The 6,924-nt window shown below is 73.8% G+C and carries 3 protein-coding genes and 1 tRNA gene; 3 read left to right on the top strand and 1 reads right to left on the bottom strand.

Going from position 1 to position 6,924, the window contains the following annotated elements; all coding sequences use genetic code 11:
- Window positions 1-65 precede the first annotated feature (65 nt).
- Window positions 66-149: transfer RNA gene (locus ACLQ27_RS28310), tRNA-Leu, on the bottom strand.
- A gap of 231 nt (window positions 150-380) precedes the next feature.
- On the opposite strand from ACLQ27_RS28310, the gene ACLQ27_RS28305 reads away from it, so the two are divergent.
- The 3 genes from ACLQ27_RS28305 (at window position 381) to ACLQ27_RS28295 (ending at window position 6,912) form a co-directional block, all read left to right on the top strand.
- Window positions 381-3,056, top strand: a complete 2,676-nt coding sequence (locus tag ACLQ27_RS28305; protein ID WP_425869534.1) for a tetratricopeptide repeat protein — start codon at window positions 381-383, stop codon at window positions 3,054-3,056.
- A gap of 208 nt (window positions 3,057-3,264) precedes the next feature.
- A complete protein-coding gene (locus ACLQ27_RS28300) occupies window positions 3,265-5,889 on the top strand; it encodes a fibronectin type III domain-containing protein (RefSeq protein WP_425869532.1) in 2,625 nt (874 codons plus the stop codon).
- Window positions 5,890-5,916: 27 nt separating this feature from the next.
- Entirely contained in the window at window positions 5,917-6,912 is a 996-nt protein-coding gene (locus ACLQ27_RS28295) for an AAA family ATPase (RefSeq protein ID WP_234587888.1), read from the top strand.
- The last annotated feature ends 12 nt before the right edge of the window (window positions 6,913-6,924 follow it).

The following is a 6,924-nucleotide window of genomic DNA, read 5'->3' as shown; positions in this document are numbered from 1 at the left end:
CACCCGGAAGCGCAAACGGTGCACGCTGAAACCGATCTCAGCGCGCACCGTGGGGCAATTGTTTGTGTCCGAGGGGGGACTTGAACCCCCACGCCCTATACGGGCACTAGCACCTCAAGCTAGCGCGTCTGCCATTCCGCCACCCGGACCTGCTCGTTCAGCCTACCTCGCCGCTCAGATGATCTTTCCATCCGAGGTCGGCACGGCGAGCCGCACGGGGAGTTACTGTACACGGCGCTCGTGGATCATGCACATCGCCCACCGGCGCCTGCCCGGTCGCCCTCCCGCCCCTGCTCACACCCGTCACGCGAGGTCACCGAAGCGGGATCGGGTGTGAGCCCGGGTAGCGTCGGCGGCCCGGTGCCGGGCAGCATTGCCCTGTGTCCCATCCCTCTCCTCTGGCCGCCGTCCAGCAACGGGCCCTCGCACTGCGCGCCGAGGGCGACCTCGGCACTGCCCGGCAGCTGCTCGCGGACGCTGTCGGGTCCGCCCGTCGGCCGTACGGCGAGGACCACCCCGAGACGCTGCACACCGCGCACCTGCTGGCCCGCCTGCACCGCGAGGCGGACGACCCGCTTGCCGCCCGCCGGGTGCTTGAGGAGGCCTTCGCGGCGGGCGAGCGGCGCTGGGACCATTCCGAGCCGACGATGCTCGCGCTCGCCTTCGAACTGGCCGAGGTCGCCGAGGAGTTGGGCAACAGACACGAGGCCCGCCGCAACTACACGCGCGTCGCCAGCGCCGGGCCCGCCGTGCTCGGTGAGCACCACCCGGTGGTACGCGCCGCCCGCGACTACCTCGGCGAGGCCAGCCCTGGGCAGACCCGGCCGGACGCCGGACCGCCGACGTCCGCCCCCGCTGCCACGACGAAGGACTCCGGCGCCCGATCGGCGTTGACCGGTCCGACGCTGTCCCTGGCGACCCTGGCCGCGATGCGCCCGGCGGCGGGCGATGGTCCGGCTCCTGCGTCGCCCTGGGCCCCACCGCCTCCCCCGGCCCCCACCCATGCGGCGCCGACCTCGTCACCCATGTCGCCGACGCCGGCACCGCCCGCGCATCCGGTCCCGCCCGCGCCCGTCATGTCACCGGCGCCGGCAACGCCCGTCCAGCCGGTGCCGCCGCGCCAGCGGACCGAGCAGCAGCCGCCGCCGTCACCCCCACCGGTCGCGCCGCCGCCTCAGGCCGCCGGCCGGCCGACGCCGTACGTCCGGCAGCAGCCACCACCCACACCGCCGCGTCAGCGAACGAATGACCAGCCGATCCACCCGGTCGTCGAGGCGCCGCCCTCCACGCCGTCGGCCGCGGATCCGGCTCGCCCTCCGGTCCACCCGACGAGTCCGGCCCCGGCTGTCGCCGCGCAGACCTCCGCCGCGCCCTCGGCACCCCCACCGTCGGCGCCGGCTCCGCGGTGGGCCGACCCGACCATTCAGGTACGGCAGATCGAGCCCCTGCTGGCCGAGGAGGCCGCCCGGGTCGCAGCGGCCGGGCCGAGCGGGCCGACCCGCACGACGGACCGGCCGGGGCCTTCCGGGACCATCCCGACGAGTCCAGACCCGGCGCCCTCCCGCCCGGTGAGCGGGCCACCCCTGCACCACGCGGGCAGCGCGACGCCCGCCGCGACGCAGCCGGTCTCCGCGCCGCCTGTCGGTTCGACCTCCGCACCGGCCGCGGGCCCTTCGCGTCCGGTGTCGGCTCCGCCCGAGCACGGCCAACCCGTCTCTGGACCGCCCGACCGGCCCCACCCCGCCTCCGGCCCACCGACGGCCCACACCCAGCCCGTGTCCGGACCACCCGGCTACGGACCGCCGGTGTCCGCGCCGCCCCTCCACACCTACCCCGTGTCGGGGCCACCGGCGCAGCCCTACCCCGTGTCCGGACCACCAGCCCACCCCTACCCCGTGTCCGGACCACCAGCCCACCCCTACCCCGTGTCCGGACCACCAGCCCACCCCTACCCCGTATCCGGACCACCCGGCTACAGCCAGCCCGTCTCCGCGCCACCGGTGAGCGCGCCGCCGGTGAGCGCGCCACCGTGGGGATTGACCGCTCCCCCCTGGAGCAGCATTGCGCCCCCGCATCCGCTACCCACGACTGCCGGGGACCCCGTGGACCCGCCACGGACGGACGCCGCAGAGACCACACCCGCTAGCGCGGCCACCCTGGGCGGCGCGGTCACACCCACCAGCGCGGTCCCACCCACCAACGCGACCACCCTGGGCGGCGCGACCACCCTGGGCGGTGTGCCCACGCCGAGCAACGTCGCCACCCCGGGCGGGGCGCCCACCCTGGGCGGCCTGTCCACAGCGGGCGGCGAGAGCATGCCGGTCGCGAGCCCACCGTTGCCGACCGTGCAGGGTGAGCCGTCGGGCTTCGCGTCCGCGTCGACGGAGGTGTTCCCGGCCGTCGGGCCGGAGCCGGCCCCGCCCCAGGACACGACGGCTGCGCCCCTCGCGCCCGCGGCCTACCGGCCGCCGGCCACCGTCACGCAGCCGCCCGCCGCGCAGTACCCGTCCGGTCAGCAGTACCCGGGGCAGCCCTACCAGCAGAGCCACGAGGTGTATCCGGGGCAGCGGTACCAGCAGGACCCCTACTCGACCGCGTACGCCGATGAGGGTGTTTCGACGGGTCGCAGCCGGGCGACGCTGATCGGCGCGGCGGTGGCGGCCGGGGTTGCCCTGGTCGCGGTTGCCGGCCTGGGCGCGGTGGTGCTGAACCGCGACGACGCGCCACCCCCGGCCGGCGACGCGGTGACGGCGGCGCCGGCGGTGAGCGGTCCCCCTCCCGGTGACCTGAAGCTGCGCGACGACCTCGTGACGATCACTCTGACCTGGACGGACCCGTCCGGGGGTGCGGTGCCGTTCATGGTCGCCGGTGGACGGGCCGGTCTGGCGCTGGGGGTGATGGCCACCGTGGAACCGGGGCGGACCAGCCACACCATCAACGGTCTCAGCTCCCGGGTGGACTACTGCTTCACAGTGCTCGCGGTCTACTCCACGGACAGCTTCGCCACCTCGAGCCAGGTCTGCACCAAGCGCGAACGGTCCACACCGCCGAGCTGATCGTGAGCGGTCCGCGCCGCCGAGTCGACACAGTCGGGTTCGCGATCGTCGAGCTGAGCTGGGCGTCCACTGCGCACGCTCGGTATCCACAGGGGTGACGGTGCGGGTTCCCCCGTTCCCGGCCGAGCCATATGATGGCACCCGGCTCAGGGGAGGGGTCGCCGCGAGGCGTACGCCACCTGCCACGACTCAGGGAAGGCAGCCGGCTGTGGCCAGCATCGACGACGCCGAGCGGACCGACGCCCCCCGTTCCCGGTCCCGACTGCGCGGCGGGCTGGTGACGGTCGGCACGGTCACCGCGCTGCTGGCCGCGATGGGGTTGACCGTCCTGGGGCTGGGGGCGGCGGACAACGCGGTGGCCAACTACGACGCGAGTTCCTGGCTGTGGAGCGCGGTCCGCAGCGAGCTGGCCCGGGTCAACGGGGTCACCGCCCGGGTGGACACCCGCACCGAGGTTCCCGGTGCCCGCCGGCACCCGATGCAGGTCGCCCAGACCGATCGGCTGCTGATCCTGCGTGATCTGCAGACCGGGCAGATCAGCTCGCTGGACCTGGCCACGCTGCAGCTCACCGCGACCACGCCGACCACCCCCGGCCTGGGTGTGAGCGTCGCCCTGCACGAGGACGCGGCGTTCGTCGTCGACGCCGTGCAGGGCATCGTGCGGCAGCTCGACCCGCGGTCGTTGAGCCCGGTCGGCGAGCCGGTGCGCTATCCCCCGGGCATCACCGGCGGCACGTTCGACGGAGAGGGCCGGCTCTGGATCGCGGTGCCCAGCGAGGGCACGGTCTCGGCGATCACCGCCGCGAAGCTGCCGTCCGCGCCGGCCTCGGCCGCGCCGGCAGGTGGCGGGCTCAGCCCGGAGCGGGTTGAGACGTACGACGTGGCCGACGCCAGCCACGAGCTGGTGGTCTCCACCCTGGACGACGGGGTGGCGGTGCTCGACCGTACGGCCGCCCGGCTGGTGCGGGTGCAGCGCGGCGAGGTCCGCCCGACGCCGTTGACACTGCCCGGCCCGGCGGCGATGCCGACCCGCACCTCCGGGCCGCGGGTGCCGGTGACGGTGCCCGCCGAGCGGCGGGTGTTGGTCGTGGGTGACGCCGGTGAGGAGCGGGCGTTCACGGTGCCGGGCAGCGGCGACCGGCTGAGCCCGGCGGTGGCCTGGGCGGACCGGTTCTACTGTGCCGACGAGGCGACCGGCACCATCTACTCCTTCGACGCGGGCGGCCAGCTGGTCGACACGGTCAAGGGCAGGGCGAACGGGCCGCTGGAGATGGAGGTGCGGGAGAACCACCTCTTCATCAACTCGCCCGACTCGGCGACGGCCCGGGTGGTGGACGACAAGCACCAGGTGCGCGAGGTCGACAAGTACGCCAACGACGTGCTGGGCGGTGACCCGCCGCCGGCTCCCCCGCCGCCGCCCCCGCCGAAGAAGCCCCGGGTGGGCAAGCCGAGCGCGCCGCGCAGCGTCACCGCCGCCGCGGGCAACGCCCAGGCCCGGGTGAGTTGGCGGCCGGCCGCCGCGAACGGTGCCGAGATCATCAGGTACGTGGTGCAGGGTGCCGGTCAACGCCTGGAGGTGGGCGCCAACCAGCGTTCGGTGGAGGTCAAGGGGCTGACCAACGGCGAGACGTACCGTTTCGCGGTGCACGCCGTGAACGCCAAGGGTGACGGCCCGGCGCGCAGCAGCAACCCGGTGACCCCGACCGCAGCGGTGCCCGATCCACCGGCCAGCGTCACGGCGCAGGAGCGGCCGGACGGCACGGTGGTGGTGAAGTGGCCGGCCGCGAACGGGCAGGGCAACAAGATCGCCAAGTACGCGGTGACGGCCACGTCGGCGGGGACGAACGCGCCGGCCGGCGAGTCGACGAAGACGGAGCTTGTGGTGCCGGCCGGTGAGCTGGAGTTCGGCACCCAGTACGCGTTCACAGTCGTGGCCGTCAACGACAAGGGCGCCGGCTCGGCCGCGTCGCCGGTGAGCAACACGGTGGTGCCGTTCGCGGCGCCGGGTCGGCCGCTCGACCTGCAGGCCGGTACGGTCGCCGACCAGCCGGGCGCGGTCACCGTGCAGTGGTCGCCGGCGGAGGCCAATGGCCGACCGGTGACGAAGTACCAGGTGGACGTCGGCGGCAGGACGAGCGAGGTGACCGAGACCCGCACGACAGTCACCGGGCTGGGCAACGGCCAGAACGTCACCGTGAAGGTGAAGGCGGTCAACGAGGCTGGGCCCGGTCCGGAGGCCACCGCCACGGCCCGTACGGTCGCCGCGCCCCGGGTCACGGTCACCGGCTCGTCGGCGACGGCCACGTCGGCGACCGTCACGTTCACCGTGGACGCGGGCGGCGGTAAGGCCACCTGCTCGCTGAGCACGTCGGGTGAGCCGGCGAAGGCCGGGGCGTGTTCCAGCATCACGATGACGGGACTGACGCCGGGCACGAAGTACACGTTCACCGTGACGGCGAGCAACGCCGCCGGTAAAGGCACCGCGGAGCGGGCGGACAGCACCGAGCCGCTGTACGGGATCGCGACGTGCAACAACGGCCCCGACGGCGACCAGCGGACGTACTGCAACAGGGACGTCGACGGCCGCAACGGCAACGAGATCTTCTCGGTGACCCGGCAGGACAACGACAAGCAGGAGGGCTGGGCGAAGCCCGGCACCCGGCTGAAGGCGTACTGCAAGAAGTCCGGCGAGGACGTCGACTCGTGGATCTACAACGATCAGAAGCGCAGCACCTGGTGGGTGCAGGTCGAGTACAGCGGGAAGAACTACATCCCGTGGGCCTGGCTCAACCTGGAAGGCGGCGACAACATCAACGTCCTGCCCACCTGCTGAACCACCAGCCGAGGAGCACCACCGACCGTGAACACCCACGAGCCGCTCACCCAGCCGGAGGTGCAGGGCTTCGCCGCCCTGGCCGCCCGGCTGGCCGAGAACGTCAACGCGGTGGTGCTCGGCAAGCCGCAGGTGGTCCGGTTGGCGTTGACCGCGCTCTTCGCCCAGGGTCACGTGCTGCTGGAGGACGTGCCCGGGGTCGGTAAGACGACCCTGGCGCGGGCGATCGCCGCGACGGTGAAGGGTGAGTGGCGGCGCATCCAGTTCACGCCCGACCTGCTCCCCTCGGACGTGTCCGGCGTGACCATCTTCAACCAGGCGACCCGTGACTTCGAGTTCCATCCGGGGCCGGTCTTCGCCAACATCGTCATCGCCGACGAGATCAACCGGGCGTCGCCGAAGACCCAGTCGGCGCTGCTGGAGGTGATGGAGGAGCGCACGGTCACTGTGGACGGCGTCCGGCACCCGGTGCCCGCGCCGTTCCTGGTGGTCGCCACGCAGAACCCGGTCGAGATGGACGGCACCTACCGGCTGCCCGAGGCGCAGCTCGACCGTTTCCTGGTGAAGCTGTCCGTCGGCTACCCGGACGAGGCGGTCGAGGTGGAGGTGCTGCGCGGCGCGACGGTCCGCTCCCCCGAGGCGCTCGCCCCGGTCACCGACACCGCGACAGTCGGGGAGATGGTCCGGATGGCCCGCCGGGTGCACATCGCCGAGCCGCTCTACGCGTACGCGGTCCGGCTGGCCGCCGCCACCCGCACGCATCCGCAGGTACGCGTCGGGGTCAGCCCTCGGGGCGTGATCGCGTTGACCCGGGCAGCGTGCTCGTACGCGCTGATCGACGGTCGGGGCTGGATCATGCCGGAGGACCTGAAGGCGCTCGCCGAGCCGGTGTTCGCGCACAGGCTGCTGCTGACCCCGGACGCGCAGGTGCGCGGGGTGACCCCTGCGGAGGTGCTGCGCCAGGCCATCGCCTCGGTGCCGGTGCCGCTGCCGTCGGGGCAGCCCGCCCCGGTGCAGGGCTGACCGGCAGCAGCG

The sequence above is a fragment of the Micromonospora sp. DT63 genome, from assembly GCF_049841615.1.
Taxonomy (GTDB): domain Bacteria; phylum Actinomycetota; class Actinomycetes; order Mycobacteriales; family Micromonosporaceae; genus Micromonospora.
This window is presented reverse-complemented; position numbering and strand designations above follow the sequence as displayed.